We start from the raw sequence: 19,763 nt of genomic DNA on the forward strand, positions 1-19,763 counted from the left end.
ACATAAAACCCGTTCCACTTTATGAAAGGGGTTTCATTTACGCACTCATTATATTTCACCCTTCAAGGAAATGTCAACGCTTTCTTTTCCGAAACCAGGCCCTTTATCTTGCAGCAGGTCCTGTACTTTGACGCACAATTAGCTCCGGTTGCAGAATGATCTGCTTCTTCGGTTTGCCTTGGTTAATCAGCTCATGCAGCACGTCCACAGCCTGTTTGCCAAGCTGATACGTGTTCTGGGATACGGTTGTCAGTTCCGGTATAACGGCACTGGCGAGCGGCGTATCATCAAAACCCACAATGGATATATCCTTCGGAATCGACAGTCCATGCTCAATCGTTGACTTGATGGCACCAATCGCCGTGTTGTCATTGACACAGATGACTGCGGTGGGTGGATTGTCACGATCCAGCAGTTTGGACATCTCACGTTTGCCGTCGTCGATGGAGAAGCTGCCGAGCAGTTGCCGTTCTTTTGGTATTTCGAGCCCATGTTCACGAAGTTTCTTCTGCACAGCTCTGACCTTGACCATGGTGGTGGATAACTCTTTCAGCCCGCCGACAAAGGCGATATCGCGATGCCCCAGTTCAAGCAAATGTTCGGCTGCAAGTGCTGCCCCTGCCCCTTCATCCGTGTACACCCGGTGGAACCCGCCTTTGGCGATATTGCCATTTACCAGCACGATTGGCATACGTTTGCCCATATCAATCAATTCCTGAGCCATGTCATCCGGACAGACCTGCATGTTGATTCGCCCGCCGAGAAAAATAATCCCGTCTACCCGCTTCTCTCGCAGGATGGACAAATATTCAGATTCCCTGTTGTAGTCGCCTGCGGTATTGCACAGAAAGAAGGTATACCCCAATCCGCGAGCCTCATTCTCCGCACCCCAGAACACTTCCGGGAAGAAAGGATTTGTAATGTCCGGCAGGATGATGGCAATGGTGCCCGTCTCTTTCTTGATCAGACTGCGTGCCTGCGCATTGGGCTGAAACTGGTGTTTTTCGATGATGGACATAATTTTCTCCCTGGTGCTTGCACGCACAGGTGCCGTATCATTCAGCACTCGGGAGACTGTCGCTACAGATACGTTTGCTTCCTTGGCGATGTCGTATATGGTGATCGGTGTCATAGCGGAACCTTCCTTTTTCTCTAATTTTCCCTGTTTTCCCTGCTTATCATACCAGATAAGGAATGGCGATGAAATGGGTTTCATTGGCGGACGGATGATTTCACACTGGACCAATAGAAGTTCCGGGTATGACATTCATACGTGAATTGTTAAATGCGTTACTCATTAGCGTCAATATTTTCACAGGACATGTTTGCTTTTCTTTATTTCACCTTCTAATCTGCGTTTATGGTCCATATATTAAATTGTAAGCGAATTCATTGGAGATTAGAGGAGTGTGAACGACGTCATGATCATTCAAGTCAGTCCGCTGGCAGAAGCAAGACTTACTGAAAAGCTGGGCGATCGACCGGGCTATTTCAAATTGTTTTATGATACCGATGGATGTGGTTGTGACGGAATTGCCGTACTTCTGATCTTGAACGACCTGGATAGCGATGATGTTACTGTAGAAGCAGGTTCGCTTCCATTTGTAATCAACAAACAGCAGCAGATTTACTTTGAACCCTGTCTGCGTCTGCAATCCGAGCACAGTTTCCCTTCGTTCCGACTGAGCAGTGATTCCATGATCTATGGCAGCAACGTCAAAGTCCATGATTTACGAGATACCGCAGACGTAGCCCCTCAGCCCACCGGATGGTTTGTACGATAAACGTTGAATCAGCACTATAATCAAAACCTCCCAATCCCAGATCATCTGCGGGACGGGAGGTTTTTTATAGGTATTGGAACTCTATAGTCCTAAACTTTCTTAGTTGGTTCTAAATAATTGAATATAAAATTGCACTCACAATACATATGTAAATTATATTATATTTTATATATTTACTTATTTTGTAATTTGTTATTATACTACAATAAGTTAACAAATATTAACATAATAGATAGCATTTTGAACAGCTGGCCAGCTCTCAAATATACTAAAATTTGAAAGGAAGATCAAAATAAAAAAAGTGGTTACAGCTTTATTTGTTACTGCATCCTTATTCGTTGGCAGCATTTCCTCTTATGCTTATTCGGAAGACTTAAGTATAATCCCTACTAGAATGCAGCCAGGAACCGTAGTAGAGTATGACGGCACCAATCAAATGGTTATTCTTGATCAAGGGGAACCAGTAACATTACCTTCCATCTATCAAAGCCAAACTATACAAAAGATTGCACCAATAATAGATCTAGAGCAACTAAGATTTGAAGAAGAATTCGTTAGAAAAATTAAAGAAGAAGCACAAAACTTACCTGTTTATAAAATTGAAAACCCGCTTCCTCAGCCAGGGCTGAGAGTTATTTATGATGGCGAAGGCTACATAAAGGAATTTGTCTTCCCTCAAGAAAATGCCTTTGCATTAGCTGCGTATAAAGCACTGCCTAGAGATACTAGAAAAGCAGCCGGTACCTATACTTACGGAGATAACAATAATAAAATTACAATAACATCAAGTACCGTACTTGGTGAAGGACGATTTACTAATTTTACTGATACAACTGGTGAAAATAGTAATACTCTGAAAAAAGGGGATGCTGCAACTAGAGGAGACATAGATAATCCTAAGTATGAGCAAGTTCTGGATGCACGCAACTTAGATAATAATGTTTTTGCGAATGTAACAAAAAGAGATAATGGAGCACTGCCTGACGCCACATTAGATATTTGGAAAACAGGTGTAGAACTTTTTGATTTAAAATGGTCTTCTTCTCTCTCATTTAAAGGGAGATACTTCTACACATTTTGAGTTATAAAATATCCTCAAAGGGGGCGTTACTTCCGCCTCCTTATAGTATCTTCTTAAAAAGGGTGATTATTATGCGAAGTCGGTATGTAATTAACAAAGTCTCCTTGGCCTCAATCATTTTACTTCTCTTCATTTCAGGATGTGGTATCGAAGAAACAGTAGTTGAACCCCCGCCTGTCGAAATAAAATCGATTGTTGCACAAAACCATGAGTATCTGTCAATAACCAATACAGAGTATGTGAATGGCACAGATCCCAATGATGGAATGATGATGAATGTATACACATATGATATACAAAGCAAAGCCCTCAATAAAATGACCGACTTGCCTTATAACTCTCAATATCCCTTGACCGTAGTTTCCTTGGCAGAAGATACCGTCTATTATTCAGGAGCGGGCAAAGATAAAGGTGATGAATTATTTGCATATGATATACAAACACAACATATTCAGCAATTAAGTTCTAATTTATTTGCTATCAATTCGATTATTCCGGATACCGTTGATCATACACTGGTGATGTCTGCTGTCAAAAAAGGGGAACGGCCTGTAAAAGTCATGTTCTTGGACAAAGAAACGCAGGAAATGACGATATTGAATGACGATGATTCAGATACAACTACATGGGATATTTCTTATGATCCGGAAACAAGCAAATCCTACGCCATTCAATATTCCGAAGAAGAACAGTATCAGCATATGGAGGAGTCTAATCAGACACAAAAACCTATGGTTCCCCCGAATCATACCATCATCGAAATCAGTCCAGTAACGAAAAAGACTCGTAAGGTTATTGAACTTGAGAATGAACAAATTTTAACCTTATCTACAAGAGGCAATCAAATTCTCATTGCCACTGCAAAATATATTAATAAGTATCCCATTGAATACAGCCTGGTAGATATGAAAACAGGACAGAGAAAGAAACTTGACCTTCCCATTAAGGCTAGCAGTGAATTATTCCTAGACAAAAGCGGTGAAGGTTTTTATTTTCTAGGAGAAAAAGGAAAAGGAAATACAGAGCGAGGCATTTATTACTACGATTTGAGAACGAATGAGATGGAAACTATTTTTCTGCAAAAAGAAGGTTTCATTAATAACTTCATGCTTGTATCTGATCCCGTTAACGAAAAGCGATAATCCCTGCAAGCTGAATGGAGTAAACCTTATTCATGTAGAAGACACCTCCCAATCCGAATGTTTTTCTGGACGGGAGGTTTTTTTTTAATGAATGTGCTACTCAGACTGTTATCCTAGCTGGTTTTGAACCTGAAAGCCTTTTCGGCAAGTTGTTTGGTCAATGTAAAAACAACATTATCCACGTTATTAAATGTCATGCGCATTTTATTGAGTGTAAAACTGATCTACGTGATCGTGTCCTTTATCGTGTTCCTCATTGACTTCAACCAGAACATGGAAGCTTACCTTGCTTTCTCGCGTAAAGGTGTCAGGCTTTTTTCATTAGTGATACCCACAAAGGTTATTAGAGTAAAATTAGATTTATTAGTGAGAAGAGGTGTCTTGTCTTTGATCAAAAAAATAAGCTGGATCGCATTGTTTTCCGTCCTCATGATGTACTTCATTTCGTTATACTCGTTGTACGCTAACATGAATAATCAATGGCTAATCAGTCCACCCAGCTATGTAATTCTAATTGGTTCTATGATAGTACTCGTCTTAGCTATATGTGGTTTTCAAGATACGTCGAACATATATGCGAAGATACGGAGTTGGGTCTCCACGGTTCTCTCTTCAATACTGATCTTCGTACTGATTGTTGTCGTGTCATTTACTTCGATGTTCTCAGGAGCAAAGGAATTCCTTACGACTACCCTATCGCCAGATCAACAGTATACAATCCATTTCTATAAAACGGACGCAGGTGCTATGGGGACATTCGGGATTATCGGGGAGTTGCAGGGACCACTTTGGTTTAGAAAAGTGATTTATCGGGAGAACAAGGTAGATCAGGTTGACTTGAAATGGGACAATAACCATACGATTCTAATCAATGAACACAAAGTGAATGTAAGTAAAGGGCACACCAAGGATTACTAATGGAAATGATGCATGGATGCAAAAAAACACCCTACAGAGAGACTTATACGTGTCTACTCTATAGGGCATTTTTTTGTGATAAAAGTTTATATAACCACGAATTCCGTGTTGAAATCATATCCCCCGCTTAACCCAGCTCCGCAATCCGCTGTCCAATACGTGGAAATAGCCCAAAGGCATTCTCATAGAACACCTTATCATGATGCTGCTCTGGTACAAGTCGGCGGACAAATTCGGCATACAGATCGATGGGCGCAAGCGGCCAGTCGGTGCCAAACAGCATCTTCTCGTAATGATCCGAATAGACCAAGGCGCGGCGGAAATGATCCATGAACAAAGGCTCGTTCATGAACCGTTCAAAATGAGGCCGATCCCCCACCACAAGACCAGACAAATCCGCATACACGTTAGGATTCTTCGCCACCACTTCAGCTGCATCCATCACCCAGGGATCACCCAGATGACAGATCATGAAGTTCACACCGCGCTGCTGAAAGGCTAATTCATCCACCGTCAGTGGATGCGAATACTTAAGCAACCCGTTCATGGAGTAGGTGTCTCCTGTATGAATTACCACAGGCAAGTTATACTTGGCTGCGAGTTCATAGACCGGGGTATAGATTTTGTCATACACATAGTGATGATAGTATCCGGCATAGAGTTTGATTCCGGCTACCTCAGGGGATTGCAGTCTTGCTTCAATCCGGTCGAGCTCGTCCTGAGCGTGTTTACCGTCTAGCGCATTGGGATTGATCCCCACACATTCCATGAGGAATGATGGAACCTTCTCTTCCAGGTCAAGTCCCATCGGGTTAGGGGAACTGGAATCCGGGAACGCTCCCTTCGTCTGCTCCGTAACCCCCATTCCGATACCCATAATGACGTCGTTCTTATCAAACTCCGCTTTAAGACCAGCGGCAGAGTAATCCACTTTAGACAGATCGATCGCTGTTCGGTGAAAGCTGTCGATGTCCGATAGATGAATGTGAATATCAATGATCGGCATGTGAAGCCTCCTTTTCATCGGTAGAAGTTGCAAAAGTTAGTTTTAGAAGGTCATGCACATCCGCTGAACTTAGCGGGATCTGTCCCAGAACCAGATATGTCGGCTCCGTCCAGACCGTTTCCCCGTGATGGACTGTCAGATGATGAGTCACGTTCAGACCCGTCACCTGATTATTGGCAAAAGCCCATGCACTCTGATTCGGGTAACGATGGACCGCATGCAGCATGTTCTCACGCGAAACCGATCCTACTCGCAAAAGGTCTTCAAGTGGCAGGCCCACATCCACCTTGCCGAGCGGGAATCGATCTTTACCCGGTTGTTCTATCCAACCTTCCGCAAATACAGATGAAGGCTGGAGGAAACGTTCCTCCGCAAGCGAGTAATTCGTCAGCGTCAGGCCGCTTTCGTTTGTCACGGCAAGCAGCGTGCAGAGCACAGGGACACCCGGGAGCATCAGATAATGCTGGTTAATCGTGATTCCACGATTCGCTTCATGCTTCTCAATTCGAGTGGTCAGCTTTATACCCTTCCAGACGTTGCCGAATTGATCCTTGTGCTCTGTCCAGGAAGCGGCTCTCTCTTCCAACTGGCGGCTGAAACCATTCATGCCCGGAACCCCCACACCCAGTCCGCCGTACCACGGATTCCACCACGAGCGTGGAGCCGGTTCAGGGTACGAGCTATCCAGCCATTCTTCTCCTGCATATTTCAGGGAGTGCACTACGCTCCCGAAGTCCGGGGCAACGGCGATTGACAATACTCCATTATCTACGGTATACACTGGTCCAGATGGACTTTCTTCAATCATCTGCTTCACCTCTGCTCCGCTCTGCGGGAACCAAAGGGCTGTTCGCTCCTGAATCCGATCTTCGCCCCGGTATAGCCCACGAACTTTCCAACCACTCACGTGCTGGTGGCGGTCCGCTTCGTCTGGTGAGAATGTCAGCTTGGCGGAGTTTAGGTTCTGCTCTGGATTGAATTCCTTAGCATTGGCCATAACTTCCGGTTCGCCACCCTGCTGTACATACAGCTCCAGCTTGCCCGCAAGCGGAACCAGTTTGTGTTCAGTCAACGTTGCTTGTAGCACATCCGGGGCAAATGGATTCCCCTCACTCAGCGTTAGGTCCAGATGACTGTTCAGCAATGGAATGACCGGATTACGCTGCTTCCGGGCAAACGCACGGAAATCATGCCACTTGGCAAACGTGTTCAAAGCATATACAGTTGCTTTTGTCCGCACAACGGCTCCTGCGGGAATACGGCCAAGCTCATGCTGCAACCCCAGCGTGTATTCCGGACGAAGCAGCTTCAGAGAAGGATCCCAATAGATGCCGCACGCGCCATACTCTTCCTTGCAAAACAGCCAGTTTTCCGTAATCTGTGAACTGTCCCAATGGTTCGGATCACCCGCATAATCATCACCCATATCCACGAAGCGCCCCTGATAAGGAAGGATTAACCTGTTACCATAGAACCCAAAGTTATTCATTAGATACAGGTCCTCTTCCCAGGCGGTGTCTCGTGTATTTTCGACTTCATGGTAGAATTCGGCGATTCCATTCGCAGACAGCTTGACCACGGACTTAATCTGCAAACCTGGGAAATCCTCCGAGTCATACAGTGCTTCAAGAACCTGACGTTCCCCTTCAGCATAAATATTCACTTCTTTTGCTTGTTTCTTGGATAACTCTTCGGCAAACGGCTTACCCAGCTTCGGATAAGTCCACCAGAACGAATGACGGGAGCCCGGGTATTCAATCCACATGACATTATCATGCTTGTTCATATGGAGCGAGAATCCGCCGTTGACAGCTACCCATTGATCCTCAATCTGCCCGCCATATTTCCCTTCGATTCCCTTCATCAGTACAGAAATTTTGCTTGTAAAAGAGATCGCGTGGTTCCCCGCTGGGACAGCCGTCACTTCTACTTCTTGGGAATAGAGACCATATGAACGCAAGGTGAAGGGCACTGGCACAGACATTTTGCCTTTGGCAGGAACCGTAAAGCGCACCGAACGCTCCGCCCATTCAAGGAATTCATCCTCTGGCAGGTCCAAGCTGAACTCCGTTTCTGCATCCACATTATTTTCCACGTTCAGAACCAACTGGGCCGGGATACCTGGATAGAGCTCCTTCACAGGCAAGATAGTCTTGATCTTAGCCGGGAATTTCGGGGCGATACCCAACCTAAACTCCGCTTTCTTACCGCCGATCAACCATGTGCTGGCAACCACGGGGTGGGTCTTATTGTTATTCTGTTCCTCTGTAATCGGATCAAGGTGAAACTCACCTTCCACGATGATGGTTTCTCCCGGAGCCACTGCTCGTGCAACGTCCAGCGCAAATCGAATATTTTTGTTATCCTCACCCTTGATCTCAACCGCCAGTTCGGAAGCTGAAGTGTTCTTAACGCGATAGCAAACCTTATAACTGGAACCGAAAACCAGATCATGATCATCGACTTCTGTTGAGATTTCGTAATCCGGTGTTTCGAGGGCAGTCAGCCCGCGACCTGACTTTTCAAATTCAGCCCGCAGGGAGACATCTCCCTTTTTCCACGTGTAGTCAAAGAAATCAAAACCGCCCTCCCGTCGGCCATCCGGCTCGATCACGAGTTCACGCGTGCTATCCGCATACCAATCCAACTCCTCAAAATAAGGAGCGAGTGCTTCGGTCTGCAAGATCGTGGGGATGAAATTCATCAGATGCACATTGTCATCTTTTTTCTCCCAGAAGAATCCGCATTTCTTGTACATCGGTACAGCCTTCGTATTGCCTGCCCATGTGAACAGATCCAGGCGAGGCCATCCGGCCTCCACGGTCTTGCGCACAGCATTCAGGATCAGATTACGTCCAACTTTATAACCGTGATAGTCGGGGCGTACGTTAAGCAGCGGTACATATAGCGCTCTCTCGTCATAGCGGTAATGAGCAAAACTGCAGAAGCCAACAACCTCTTTCTCATGAACGGCTAGAAACACATAAAGATTGGACGAACTCTCCATCTCCCGGCGAACTGTTTCCTCTGTTCTAAGGTTGGTGCCACCTCCCCAGCTTTCATTACTACGGTTCCACATATCCGCGAGTGCGGCAGCGTAAGAGGGATCGTATTCAATAATATGGATCTGGTCGATAATCGAAGTTACGGTCATGTTCTGATCTCCTTCTCTTTATGTATAGGATGGTGAAGAAGCTAGTGATAGTCTTATCATACTATAATTGGAAGCATTTTCAGAGCATTATATCATTGCCTCGGTATCCATTTCTGTATGAAGTGTCAATGAATCCATGCAACCCTTATGTACGGGTAAACATATTGCCGCAGTGTGCACTGAAATGGACATACATGTGAACTTTGACAAGCTCTATTCGCTATTGTTACTCTTTGTACAGGAGTGTTTCTTTTATATATAAAAAAGATAGATTCATGGAGGGAAAGCATGACAGAATGGATCACGCAATTTATACTCTTTTTTAAAGATTTGTCATACGCAGGTCTGGTTATTGCCTTGTCGTTTGAATTCGTACCTGCTGAACTCGTACTGCCCATGGCGGGATATTGGGTGTATCTTGGGGATATGAAGCTTTGGCTGGCTATATTGGCTGGTACCGTAGGCGGAACGTTTGGACCTCTGACGTTATATGCCCTGGGACGATACGGCGGCAGACCGATGGTCGAAAAATTCGGCAAGTATTTCTTGATTCGCCCCCACCATCTGGACGCTTCCGATACGTTCTTCGAGAAATATGGCAGCGGAGTAGCTTTCTATGGACGTTTTGTACCCGGCATTCGGACAGTGATCTCCATCCCTTGTGGAATGGCGAAGATGAATGTGTTTAAATTCAGTATCTTTACATTCTTGGCCATGCTTCCGATCACCTCATTGTACATTTACTTAGGCTTCAAATTAGGCTCTCAATGGGAGCATGTGGACGAGATTGTTAAACCTTATATCGTTCCGGCAGCGGTGGTTTTCTTGGGTGCTTTTGGATTGTATGTGCTTTTGAAACGCTGGAAAAGAAGAACGGCTTTGAACAAGTCATAGGCTTGCCTGAGGAAATGCGGACCGTATAGTAGAGCAGCTGGTATATGATGAAAAAAATCCTTACTCTACATGACCTTTGGTTATAATTTGTTAAGAAACTAGTGATAGATGATATACCGTACTAATCGACTCGTATATTCATATGCAAAGCCCCACCGATCATGGCGATCAGTGGGGCTTTGACGATTCAGACAAATTAAATTAGTTCATTTATAAGAACAGGATGATACTTTTATTTTAATATTGTTGGGATCGTACCCCTCAGAGTAAAGAAATAGCTTTATGTCTGCTTCGCTCACCTTAGACTTCGGTCCAATTACAACACTCTTAATAAGCTCCTTCTTAATCTTTGAAAAGTCTAATTCCATATACGAAATTAAACGTGCACCATCACTTCTCATTTTAATTTTTGAAAAGTTAGCCTTTATTCTAGGCTCTCCAATAGTGTTATAATCAAGAAACGAACTCGAGTTCTGATAATAAACAAGCCGCCATTCCTTTTCTTCTTTAAAGGCAGGATTCTTATAGTAAGGAATGTTAAATCTTTCATTAGTATGAAAGTTTGGGATGGCAGATGCTATAGAAGTATTTTCAAGACTCGAAAGTATTGTTTCTATATATTCATTCTGTTCAGATTTACCATATACTACTTTCTTGAATGCAGTGAAGTGTTCTACTACTAGTGAATTTAACACTTTTTTAGAAAATCCTATCGCTAAGCCTTCTCCATCCTGTGCATATCCTCTCCATTGACTTAATAAGTCTGCTTCGCTAGAAAAACAGGCTATATATGTATTAGAATCATAAGAGACAACTGTATCCCAAAACTCCTCAAAAAAATTGCTGGATTTATTGTTTTGTTGAGATAGAAATTGCTTTCTTATTTCTAAAAGAATTTTTTCAAGTATCCATCTTCGCTCTTTGAAGTCATTAACTTTATTTATATCAGAGAGTCTCAGTGTTGAATTGTGCAAAATACTGAAGAATGTATCTACACTGCAATAATGATAAACCAAATCGCTATTACTCATTAATATCATTCCTTTCTTAAAATATTGACATGCTTCTCAGAATGCTACTGGATCAATTTAATTAAATTCAACCAAGTTGATCTTATTCAGTATACAACACTGAAAAGTACTGAGAACATATATAATTTATTTCTCCCTCCCTATTAACACATTCAATATTTTTAACTCAAAAAAAAGGTTATCTCATTGAAAAAGATAACCTAAATAATAACTATATCAGTTCCTGCCTTCGCTTCAAATACACATACAACACTACGCCAGATACCGCACAGATCACAGCACATAAACCGATGAATCCATATCCCGCCTGAAGCCCGCGCAGCAGCCCCAACTGAGTTGTTGAACCGTACAGATTCTTCACACCCTCAATCACCCAGCCAATCACATAGTTACCAATGACACTACCAACCCCCATCAAGGTAACCGTGAACGTAATCGCGGTGTCACTGCCGTTTGGATATCTGCGTGCGATAAACGCCATAACGGTTGGATAGATCATCGCTATTCCCGCGCCAGATATCGCAAAGAAAATCGCAAGACGCTCTCCCCCTGCAAGCGCCACGAACGTACATACTCCCGAGAAAGCCGAGAACAGAATCAGTGACAATACAAATCCGATCCGGTCTGTCAATGGTCCAAGCAGCAGGCGTCCCAGCGAGAACGTGAGGAAGAACGCAGATAATAACCCGGATGCTTTGACCGTGTCCCACGTGTAGGCTTTTTCCAGGAAATTAACCAGCCAACCCCCAACCGCCAGCTCCGATACCACGCCAAAAGAAAGAATGAGCACCATCAGCCAAAGAGCAGGATCACGTGTTAACGTCTTCAGTGAAGTCCGATCTTCATGAGGAAGATCGTCCCCTGGAAATTTACTGCGCAGCGCCGCAATAATTGGTAGCAGACAGAGTGACAACATCACCAGATACATGCCGCGCCAGTCCAGCTCGTGTCCAAACACGCGCAAAGACATCACACCTGTCGCCAATAAAGGCGCTACCGTTGAACTTAGCCCATAGAAGAAATGGGACAGGTTCATCATTGTACCTGTGTTTTTTACAAAGATCCGCGCACCCAGAATCGCCAAAGCAATCTCCAGCATGCCGTTACCGATGTACATAAAGAAGTATGATGAAGCGAAGAGTGGATAGGTATGAGACACATAAATGAACACACCCGAGAGGATCATCGAGGCAAACGAAATGATGCTAACTGCCTTGATGCCCCATTTGCGTACCAGAATAGCCGTGAAGGAGCAGGCGATTAGGTACCCCAGTGCGTTCAGGGACAATAAAGTCCCTAGCTGTTTCTCATCCAGATTGAAGTCGAATTGAATGCGCGGGATGGCGGGTCCCTTAATATTTTCCGATATGCCAAATACGATAAATCCCAGAAAGATTGTTGCCAGTTGCATGGCGTACAGCTTGTTGAACTTTCGTTTGTTGCCTTGCGTATCTGCTTGCTGATTCAAAATAAGTTCCTCCAGTGTGTTCAGGAAAATGATTACACGTTATAACTACGATTGCAGTACCATCTTCCGACCGCTGTTATCCCTGTATTTTTTTGAATTTTTCCTAAAGGTGAAAATACAGTGATAAAGGCGTTCTTCAGATTGGTTCTGCCCTCTACGTTATCGTGTCAATGATTTGTACATTTGAAATAGGAAACATGGTTAAGCTTTATTCCTAAAAATAGAATACTCGTAAAATCTCCTTTTTCCTTTACCACTGCTTCTCAATCACCTGAATGCGGTAGGTCAGGCTCTCCAGCGTCACTGCGACCAGCCCCGTAACATATTCGCGCCGAGTGTCTCTTTGGATGATCAGCTCCGGCATGTGCTCCAATGGAATCATTCGATCCAGACAGCCTTGCGTCAGGGCATCCCGCATGGCCGGGTCCATCGTATCCCCTGTAACCACAATCGTAGCCGGGTTAATGATCGCAATGATGGATACAAGCGTCTGTACAACCAGTTCCTGCAACCCTTCCGTTGTTTTCAACATTCGTAACTGCTCTTCTCGTGACACACCAAAAGGTAAGAAGGACACCTCGCCCCCAAATTGCGTATTCCCTGTCAGCGGACGACCATCAATGATAAAACCTGCACCCGGAAAATGATTCTCCGGAAAAGTCACCACCGCAAAATTCTTCTCTTCCTCAAATTGCTGCTGGTTGTAAAGTCCGTAGACCGTCAGGTTCATGTCGTTGCCAATGACCACTTCCACGTCTTCATAATGCTCCTTGAGCCTTGGGCCAAGCGGCTGATACATCAGCTCCGGTACATCGCAAATGCCAATAACACCGTTGTGTGCTACACCAGGTATGCCGATACCAATCGCCTGCACATTATGGTGTTGTTCAATCAGGTTTGCAATTAGATCCTCTACCACCGTGACATTGATCTCATCCAAAATGAGTGTCTGTTCGTCGGCCATTTCCCCGTTCAGATTGGCATATGTATGTGTGATCGAGTGAATGCCGCCCTCCGTTCGAATAATCAGGCACAGTACGCTGGCGTAGTCCGCATTAAACTGATACCGACTCGCTGGTCTTCCCCCGCTCGATTCATCTGGACCCAGATCGATAATTTCACCCGTTTGGAGTAATTCGTTAAGGATCGTGCCGCATGTCGCTACGCTGAGTTTTGTTAGGTTCGCAATGGAAGCCTTCGTGCCTACGCCCATGGATCTGAGCGTGTTCTTCACGAGTTCAACGTTAATGCGCTTCACCTGTTGGGTGTTGTGTGATGTGGGTAACATGGTAAGTTATATGCCTCCTTTCGTTCATTTCGAACCATTCATCGAATGTTTTTAAAAGTATTTTAATAATTGAATTTTAGGGGGATTTGTGGGGAAAGTCAATGCTTATTGGGGAACGAAAACCGTATGGATAGAAAGAAAAAAAGACAGTTCAAGATCATCTTGTGTGATCCTGCTCTGTCCTTTAGTTAAGGTGGTTTTATGTAGACTGGCTCATTTGATTTGCCAAGATGCTCTTCTCCAGTCGGACTTTAAATAACTTTCGGTTCAGATCCTGTTCCGTGGCGTGCAAGTGATATGCTGCTTGTTTCACCGTGTCCATGTGCAGCACTCCTGCTCGCTTGGCGATAATGTCCATGGCGTCTAGGATGAGTTTGTTGCATGTGACCAGTTGGTTAACGTAATCGTCTTCCTGTTCTACGAGTTGTGCGTACTGCAAAGTTAAGTCTTCGCTGTTGGTACTTGTCATGTCACCACTCCTAAAATTGGTACGCATAAGAGTACCAGATATACAAAAAGTATATGGTACGCTCATGCGTAACGTCAAGACCATATGGAAATTTTAGGAGTGATACTCATGGCTAAGAAAGTCGTCGTCAATATTCATAAACTCACGGTAAAACATAACATTTCACTGCGAGAATTAGCACGTATGGCCGATATCCGCCACGCTGCTTTGAGTGAGTTACAATCCGGGAAGCGAGAGAACATCAACTTTGCTCATATTGAACGGATTGCTGAGGCGTTGGATATTGATGATATTAGGGAGATTATTGAGATTAGAGAAATATAGTGCTATTAATTAAAATGGACTGAGACAAACTCTTGCCCCTGTCTCAAAAGATCTATTTTGTCAGATGGTGGTGACCAAGAATTATTTATTTCTGTTCCCATACTTATTTTATAATTATCTTCATTTAAAACTTCAACCTGAGCCATATAATGGCTCAATATATCACCAGCACTAATTGTGATGGATATATCAGATGAGGTGAATCCATGTTCAAAAAGAAATTGATTAATCTTTTCTCTATCATTTAGTGAGCTAAATAGAACGGAAGTAGACTTTTTAGGATTTTTTATTGAAGCACCAATGAAGATTTGTACTTCCTCGGAAATAATTGTTAACAAGATGTTGAAATTACTGAATACTACATTTTGTTCTATTGATGTTTCAACATACGGCTCGTCCCCCCAAGTAGAGAAACTAAAGGCTGGATTAGAAAGATAAATAATATCAGTAACATCTATTCTCATAGGAATTAACTTCTCAATGTCACAAAGATCTTCTTGATTATAGATTTGATTTTTCTCTGCTTCTGTACTTGAAAAGTCACTAATTATTTGGGACAGTTTAGAAACAAAATATAAAAATAGAATTGTTACACTCGCTATCAAACAGAATCGAATTAAATTAAATCCCATATCATCACTAAAAGACTCTCTAGCCAAAACTGATAAACCACTCACACTCCAAATTCCGATAAGAAATTTAATTACTCTTTGTGTAATATCCACTGCATTCGTAACTATCACAAATTTAGAATTAACACTTATGAATTCTTCACGTACATTAATCAAGTCTTCAATTTTTCTATTTTTAAATACTTCTCTCATCTTTCCAATCAATTTTCCTGAATCACTAACATTTACTTGAAATTGAAATGCTAAAAAAATAGAAAAAACAGCAATAATCGCAAAGATACTAGCTGTTATCCAACCTACATATTCTACTACATCACTTGAATCAACCAATAAACTCCAAACGTATTCGAAAAAAGCCTTAATACTCATGTAAAGATTCTCTTTCATACCCAATCCTATCACCTAATACTTTTTTAATTGTTTTGATACGATCATAATCAAATTTCAAGAGATCTGTAAGAACAAAACCCGCATTAGGAATTATATTTATATTGTTTATTTGATTTAAATCTTCAACAACCAACACTTCACATTGAAAATAAAATGTTTCCTCGATCTCCCGTATAACATTTGTAATAAAATCAGAATTACTAACAAAGATAACTGCATAGTTAAGATGGAAATTAAACCATACTGGAATTTCATGAAAGCCATATTCCATTATGTAATAATAGTAGCATACATAATTATCCACCTCCTGATATCTGACCCAATAACTTTGGTGACTTTTAATCATATCTCCTGCAAATTCATTCTTCTTTATATGATAAAGAAAAAATGCATCGCTATATTTCACTCCATACTCACCTCACAGGCATATACTCTGTAAGCAAATTTAAAACTGCCTCTTTACTACTGTCTTCTAGTGATAATTGATCTATTTTATCTTTAATTTCGTTTAATGTACGTTGCACAATATAAGAATCCTTAACTTCTGCAAGCCTAATCAATCTCGCCATTCGAAGTTCAATTTCCGAGGCGCTATGTTCCTTAGAGATTGATTTTTTCATACTTGTGACAATATGCTGTATAAACTCTCTATAGTACACAGAATTTGGCATTTCACTAAATACAACCTTGAAAGTACTCGGAAAATCAATTCTTACCGCAGAAAGTACCACAGAAACATTACCATCTAATCTTTTTTTCTCTTTCACGAGTTGGAACTTTACTGATTTTATTTTATCTTGATACTTCATTCTCTCTGCTACTTCATAGCTTTCAAACAGATTACTGCCACTAAGTCTTACAGCTTTCACTTTAGTGCTTTTGCGATTTTCAAATGTTATGCTGAAATAATCCGTGATTAAGAATTCATCCATTTCCAATTGTTCTTCAAGAAAATCTAAAATAAGTGCAGTTTGATTATCCATAGGAATATCCCCTAGAAAGGTCACTGTTTTAAGCTTGGTTGGTACAGAAAATGAAATCAAAGATAGGGTACTAATATTACGAGATAAGTACTTTTGTACACAAAGGGTATGTTTTTTATCACCAGACTTGAAATAACATAATGAGAACTTAAAATCAAAGAATACTTCAAAAGTAGTCTTTTCTTCACTCTTACCTTTTTCTATCCCCCCTCCTCTTATAGGTTTTTCTTCGAATTGCTCATAAACAACAGAAAAACGCAAAGAGTCTCCTTGAATGTGTTCGATTTCACTTATCCTTTTCAAATAAATGTAGGATTTTTGATAAGGAGTACATTCCACATTTAACTTGAAACATTTCTCTATTGATTCCTTTAAGTTATCCTCTGAAACATTATTTAGTAACGATAATTCATATACAAAGAATGGATATCCCTGAGAAAAGCTTTGATCTAATAATTCATAAATTTCAGAAATCATCTCAGGGTCAATATTGACATCATTTAGTTTTTCTTCTAAATCCTCAACACTTTCTAAATTCCAATTAAGGTTATGTTGACTTCTCATGTATTCTTGTATGCAAATTAGTTTTTTATGAGAGGTTCTTCCCTTAGTCATCATTATAATTCTTTTAATATCTCCGGATATATCAACGATTGATTCTAACAACTACATGACCTCCCTTTTAGGTACTTACGACCTAACTTTTTATAAAGAATATCATGTAAAGACGATTCATCCTGTCGATATTAGTCGAATAAAGAATATTTTTTTATAATATATTTTATAACTTGATTATACAGGAACATACGTTCTGTTTCAATGGTATTTTATTTTTATCAATGTAATCCATTTGACATTCCCCTCAAAAAGATCTACCCTAATAACGAACCAACCATTCAGTATTAAGGAGTCGTTCCAAATGGTGCAAGCCAAGAAAGACGAAGTCAGGAAAGAGATTGAATACGCGGCGCTCAAGGTCTTTTTTGAAAAAGGCTATGTGGATGCCAAGATGAGCGATATCGCGGATGAGATCAATATTTCCGTGGGCAATATCTATACTTATTTTAAGAATAAGAAAGAATTATTCTACGCCGTCGTGCCTCCGGATCTGGTCGATTATTTAAAAAATGTGTTGGTGGAGACAATTCACTTTGATAACCAGACCTTGTTCGAGGAAACGGATAGCGAACGAAAGTCGGCGCTGTTGCAGGAACAGGTGGACGTATTACGGAAATACCGGAATCAGATCGTGATCATCTTCGAAAAGAATAAAGGCACCATCTACACCAACGCCAAGAACGAGCTTGTTGAGCTGATGATCGAAACCAAGAAGGCCTACCTCAAGAACCAATATAAACGGTATGTGATTGGTACCGAGGAGAACTTGATCTTGCTGAACATTCTCGCGCACAATGTGATTGACATGAACCTGGATCTATTGAAGCGGGATATGAGTGAGGGCAGCCGGAAACAAATATTTGAAGCGTTGTATGTATACAGACTGTACGGTATGAAGAGCCTCAACGAATAACGCTCCATCTCATCATTTATGCCGTGCAGACATAGCGTGCAGATCATATCAACTCCAATTGGTTTGCACGCAAAAAAATATCTAACATTAAGTCGCTCTATTTTTTTGACCCAAAAACGAATTCATAATTCATTTTTAAGTTGGATATTTACCATTTACCAAACTATTTAGCGTTCGCCTTTATCACCGGATTTCCCCCTAATGAGAGGGTATCAAAAAAATCTGGGGATAACAGCGATCCGAAGGTTGTTCTGTCATCGGAGTGACAAGTGTACATACCCATCATTCAACTTATATAGCTTCACCCCCACATTCTAAGGAGGAACACAACATGAACACCGCTTACGCATTAAAAAACATCAATCTGATCCACGGCGACTCAAGCCGCAATCTGCAAAAAAACATGACGATTCTCGTCAATGAAAAAGGCCTTATCCAGGATATCGACCGAGATCATGATCTGAATATCCCAAGTCACTACAAAACCATCGACCTCTCAGGGAAATACGTAATGCCAGGACTGATCAACGCCCACGTGCACCTCTTTGCAGACGGTAAACCGTTTAGTCTTTCGGTCAGTGAAGGCTTGTTGCAGTTTGCCTATGATCGAATATTGAACACGAAGTTTGGTAGAAACGTTTTGAAAAAACGTATGAAACGCAACGCGCTGACCGCACTCCACGCGGGTGTAACGACGATGCGCAGTGTGGGGGAATTCTTTTACACGGACGTCCAGCTGCGGAATGAGATTAATAACGGCGACTTTGTCGGACCTAATCTGCTTGTCTCTGGGTTTTTCCTAAGTGTCACGGGCGGACACGGCGCTCCATTCCTCGCTCTGGTGGGCGACTCCCCGTGGGAAGCCAGAAAGAGTGTGCGCATCAATGTGAAACACGGCGTGGATCTGATCAAAATCTGTGTTACGGGTGGCGTGACGGATGCGAAGATGGTGGGCGAAGCTGGACGTTTACAGATGACGGTGGAGGAAGTTGCGGCGATCTGCGATGAAGCGCATAAGATTGGTTTGCGGGTGGCAGCGCATGTTGAGAGCACGGAAGGTGTAAGGGTTGCGTTACAAGGTGGCGTCGATACCATCGAGCACGGTTCGGAGATGGATGACGAAATCATTCGTTTGTACAAAAATAATCCCAATGCCCTGAATGGCTACACCGCACTCATCCCTACTCTGCAAGCTGCTTATCCATCCGCTTCACTGGATACCAACGTAACAAAGGTAAGTGCAACGGTAAAAGAGAATTCAAGACTCGTCTACGATTCCATGCTCAAAGGTGTGAAACAAGCGATCGAAAACGACATCACCATTGGTATCGGCACTGATGCCGCTATGCCTTACGTGACTCATTATGATATGTGGAGAGAGATGGACCACTACATGAGACAGGCCAACCTGAACAACAAACAGGTCATCGACATGGTGACCCGAACCAATGCGAAGATCTTAGGCGTTGACGATGTTACAGGGACGGTGGATATCGGAAAACATGCTGATCTGATTATCATGGAGCAAAATCCGTTGGAACATATCGAGGCCTTGTCAGACATCTCTATGGTCATGGTCAAAGGAAATCTAATTCAAACACCATCTGTCACAAGAATCAAAGAAGTCGACGACGTTCTAAACTCAGTTTGGTGAATTCAGGAGTGAAT

At 42.4% G+C, this 19,763-nt stretch carries 18 protein-coding genes; 8 read left to right on the forward strand and 10 right to left on the reverse strand.

Annotated features, from left to right (window positions below):
* Positions 1–103: 103 nt before the first annotated feature.
* Positions 104–1,132 (reverse strand): LacI family DNA-binding transcriptional regulator, encoded by a 1,029-nt coding sequence (locus AC1S8V_RS22175; RefSeq protein WP_036617286.1) that lies wholly within the window; start codon positions 1,130–1,132, stop codon positions 104–106.
* 289 nt (positions 1,133–1,421) lie between these two features.
* On the opposite strand from AC1S8V_RS22175, the gene AC1S8V_RS22180 reads away from it, so the two are divergent.
* The 4 genes from AC1S8V_RS22180 (at position 1,422) to AC1S8V_RS22195 (ending at position 4,925) form a co-directional block, all read left to right on the forward strand.
* Complete coding sequence (locus AC1S8V_RS22180) at positions 1,422–1,784, forward strand: iron-sulfur cluster biosynthesis family protein (protein ID WP_482070789.1); 363 nt, start codon at positions 1,422–1,424, stop codon at positions 1,782–1,784.
* Between the two features lie 301 nt (positions 1,785–2,085).
* Positions 2,086–2,865 carry a hypothetical protein gene (locus tag AC1S8V_RS22185; RefSeq protein ID WP_482070790.1) on the forward strand — a complete coding sequence of 260 codons (780 nt, stop codon included), beginning with the start codon at positions 2,086–2,088 and terminating at the stop codon, positions 2,863–2,865.
* 104 nt (positions 2,866–2,969) lie between these two features.
* Entirely contained in the window at positions 2,970–4,007 is a 1,038-nt protein-coding gene (locus AC1S8V_RS22190; protein WP_482070791.1) for a hypothetical protein, read from the forward strand.
* 522 nt (positions 4,008–4,529) lie between these two features.
* Positions 4,530–4,925 (forward strand): DUF5412 family protein, encoded by a 396-nt coding sequence (locus AC1S8V_RS22195; protein ID WP_482074548.1) that lies wholly within the window; start codon positions 4,530–4,532, stop codon positions 4,923–4,925.
* A 127-nt stretch (positions 4,926–5,052) separates the two neighbouring features.
* Here the strand turns inward: AC1S8V_RS22195 and AC1S8V_RS22200 are convergent, their stop codons facing one another.
* Together AC1S8V_RS22200 and AC1S8V_RS22205 are read right to left on the reverse strand one after the other, a co-directional pair.
* Positions 5,053–5,931, reverse strand: coding sequence for an amidohydrolase family protein (locus AC1S8V_RS22200; protein WP_482070792.1), 879 nt, complete (start codon positions 5,929–5,931; stop codon positions 5,053–5,055).
* Positions 5,918–9,085, reverse strand: coding sequence for a GNAT family N-acetyltransferase (locus tag AC1S8V_RS22205; protein ID WP_482070793.1), 3,168 nt, complete (start codon positions 9,083–9,085; stop codon positions 5,918–5,920). Before AC1S8V_RS22205 ends, AC1S8V_RS22200 begins: the two co-directional genes overlap by 14 nt.
* A gap of 288 nt (positions 9,086–9,373) precedes the next feature.
* On the opposite strand from AC1S8V_RS22205, the gene AC1S8V_RS22210 reads away from it, so the two are divergent.
* On the forward strand, positions 9,374–9,979 hold the full coding sequence (locus AC1S8V_RS22210) for a DedA family protein (RefSeq protein WP_482070794.1): 606 nt from the start codon (positions 9,374–9,376) through the stop codon (positions 9,977–9,979).
* Positions 9,980–10,185: 206 nt separating this feature from the next.
* Here the strand turns inward: AC1S8V_RS22210 and AC1S8V_RS22215 are convergent, their stop codons facing one another.
* The 4 genes from AC1S8V_RS22215 to AC1S8V_RS22230 all read right to left on the reverse strand — a co-directional run bounded on the left by AC1S8V_RS22215 (position 10,186) and on the right by AC1S8V_RS22230 (position 14,235).
* Positions 10,186–11,010, reverse strand: coding sequence for a DUF2971 domain-containing protein (locus AC1S8V_RS22215; RefSeq protein WP_482070795.1), 825 nt, complete (start codon positions 11,008–11,010; stop codon positions 10,186–10,188).
* Between the two features lie 211 nt (positions 11,011–11,221).
* Entirely contained in the window at positions 11,222–12,421 is a 1,200-nt protein-coding gene (locus AC1S8V_RS22220; protein WP_482074549.1) for an MFS transporter, read from the reverse strand.
* Between the two features lie 307 nt (positions 12,422–12,728).
* Positions 12,729–13,766 (reverse strand): ROK family protein, encoded by a 1,038-nt coding sequence (locus AC1S8V_RS22225; RefSeq protein WP_482070796.1) that lies wholly within the window; start codon positions 13,764–13,766, stop codon positions 12,729–12,731.
* 199 nt (positions 13,767–13,965) lie between these two features.
* On the reverse strand, positions 13,966–14,235 hold the full coding sequence (locus AC1S8V_RS22230) for a hypothetical protein (RefSeq protein WP_482070797.1): 270 nt from the start codon (positions 14,233–14,235) through the stop codon (positions 13,966–13,968).
* A 108-nt stretch (positions 14,236–14,343) separates the two neighbouring features.
* Between AC1S8V_RS22230 and AC1S8V_RS22235 the strand changes: the two genes are divergently transcribed.
* The gene (locus AC1S8V_RS22235) at positions 14,344–14,559 is read left to right on the forward strand and encodes a helix-turn-helix domain-containing protein (protein WP_482070798.1); all 216 of its coding nucleotides are present in this window, start codon (positions 14,344–14,346) and stop codon (positions 14,557–14,559) included.
* Positions 14,560–14,564: 5 nt separating this feature from the next.
* Here AC1S8V_RS22235 and AC1S8V_RS22240 read toward each other — a convergent pair whose 3' ends face one another.
* From AC1S8V_RS22240 to AC1S8V_RS22250, 3 genes are read right to left on the reverse strand one after another with little or no spacing between them, the layout of a single operon-like run.
* Complete coding sequence (locus tag AC1S8V_RS22240; protein ID WP_339305304.1) at positions 14,565–15,560, reverse strand: hypothetical protein; 996 nt, start codon at positions 15,558–15,560, stop codon at positions 14,565–14,567.
* Complete coding sequence (locus AC1S8V_RS22245) at positions 15,550–15,987, reverse strand: hypothetical protein (protein WP_339305306.1); 438 nt, start codon at positions 15,985–15,987, stop codon at positions 15,550–15,552. The genes AC1S8V_RS22240 and AC1S8V_RS22245 overlap by 11 nt, the downstream gene beginning before the upstream one ends.
* A gap of 7 nt (positions 15,988–15,994) precedes the next feature.
* The gene (locus AC1S8V_RS22250; RefSeq protein ID WP_482070799.1) at positions 15,995–17,230 is read right to left on the reverse strand and encodes a hypothetical protein; all 1,236 of its coding nucleotides are present in this window, start codon (positions 17,228–17,230) and stop codon (positions 15,995–15,997) included.
* Positions 17,231–17,483: 253 nt separating this feature from the next.
* On the opposite strand from AC1S8V_RS22250, the gene AC1S8V_RS22255 reads away from it, so the two are divergent.
* Both AC1S8V_RS22255 and AC1S8V_RS22260 read left to right on the forward strand, forming a co-directional pair.
* Positions 17,484–18,095, forward strand: coding sequence for a TetR/AcrR family transcriptional regulator (locus AC1S8V_RS22255; RefSeq protein WP_482070800.1), 612 nt, complete (start codon positions 17,484–17,486; stop codon positions 18,093–18,095).
* A 331-nt stretch (positions 18,096–18,426) separates the two neighbouring features.
* Positions 18,427–19,749 carry an amidohydrolase family protein gene (locus AC1S8V_RS22260; protein WP_482070801.1) on the forward strand — a complete coding sequence of 441 codons (1,323 nt, stop codon included), beginning with the start codon at positions 18,427–18,429 and terminating at the stop codon, positions 19,747–19,749.
* Positions 19,750–19,763 lie beyond the last annotated feature (14 nt).

It is taken from the genome of Paenibacillus sp. B46(2026), assembly GCF_056786355.1.

What these genes read in the sequence shown, in the direction of transcription:
- AC1S8V_RS22260 (WP_482070801.1), top strand. Translation starts at nt 18,427, where the DNA reads ATGAACACCGCTTACGCATTAAAAAACATCAATCTGATCCACGGCGAC.
- AC1S8V_RS22220 (WP_482074549.1), bottom strand. Translation starts at nt 12,421, where the DNA reads ATGCAACTGGCAACAATCTTTCTGGGATTTATCGTATTTGGCATATCG.
- AC1S8V_RS22215 (WP_482070795.1), bottom strand. Translation starts at nt 11,010, where the DNA reads ATGAGTAATAGCGATTTGGTTTATCATTATTGCAGTGTAGATACATTC.
- AC1S8V_RS22255 (WP_482070800.1), top strand. Translation starts at nt 17,484, where the DNA reads ATGGTGCAAGCCAAGAAAGACGAAGTCAGGAAAGAGATTGAATACGCG.
- AC1S8V_RS22205 (WP_482070793.1), bottom strand. Translation starts at nt 9,085, where the DNA reads ATGACCGTAACTTCGATTATCGACCAGATCCATATTATTGAATACGAT.
- AC1S8V_RS22180 (WP_482070789.1), top strand. Translation starts at nt 1,422, where the DNA reads ATGATCATTCAAGTCAGTCCGCTGGCAGAAGCAAGACTTACTGAAAAG.
- AC1S8V_RS22235 (WP_482070798.1), top strand. Translation starts at nt 14,344, where the DNA reads ATGGCTAAGAAAGTCGTCGTCAATATTCATAAACTCACGGTAAAACAT.
- AC1S8V_RS22210 (WP_482070794.1), top strand. Translation starts at nt 9,374, where the DNA reads ATGACAGAATGGATCACGCAATTTATACTCTTTTTTAAAGATTTGTCA.
- AC1S8V_RS22240 (WP_339305304.1), bottom strand. Translation starts at nt 15,560, where the DNA reads ATGAGTATTAAGGCTTTTTTCGAATACGTTTGGAGTTTATTGGTTGAT.
- AC1S8V_RS22195 (WP_482074548.1), top strand. Translation starts at nt 4,530, where the DNA reads ATGATAGTACTCGTCTTAGCTATATGTGGTTTTCAAGATACGTCGAAC.
- AC1S8V_RS22225 (WP_482070796.1), bottom strand. Translation starts at nt 13,766, where the DNA reads ATGTTACCCACATCACACAACACCCAACAGGTGAAGCGCATTAACGTT.
- AC1S8V_RS22200 (WP_482070792.1), bottom strand. Translation starts at nt 5,931, where the DNA reads ATGCCGATCATTGATATTCACATTCATCTATCGGACATCGACAGCTTT.
- AC1S8V_RS22230 (WP_482070797.1), bottom strand. Translation starts at nt 14,235, where the DNA reads ATGACAAGTACCAACAGCGAAGACTTAACTTTGCAGTACGCACAACTC.
- AC1S8V_RS22175 (WP_036617286.1), bottom strand. Translation starts at nt 1,132, where the DNA reads ATGACACCGATCACCATATACGACATCGCCAAGGAAGCAAACGTATCT.